General features: G+C 62.6%; 1 pseudogene. It reads right to left on the bottom strand.

The annotated features are described in order from the left end of the window. A pseudogene (locus SM755_RS24275) lies at window positions 1-230 on the bottom strand (hypothetical protein); the annotation flags it as partial.

Here is a 230-nt window from a genome sequence, read left to right as displayed (position 1 = left end):
CGCATGGGAGCATCGTATCTTCTGCAGAGACGGTCCGCATAACATCGATAGAGGGCCAGTCGTGCTGGTCGGGTTCGACTATCTCGCCCACGTTGTACGGACGGACCGCCTGGTGGTCACAGTCCCGGAACTGCGTCGGGCCCATCGGGGAGGTGAAATCGATCGACGGCAACTCGTCGATCACGCCGTCGACTCGGCGGACTCCGCCGATCCAGACGACGTGATCGACG

Source organism: Natrialba sp. PRR66 (genome assembly GCF_034808065.1).
Taxonomy (GTDB): Archaea; Halobacteriota; Halobacteria; order Halobacteriales; family Natrialbaceae; genus Natrialba; species Natrialba aegyptia.
The sequence above is the reverse complement of the archived record's forward strand: the minus strand, read 5'-3'. Positions and strand labels throughout refer to the sequence as shown.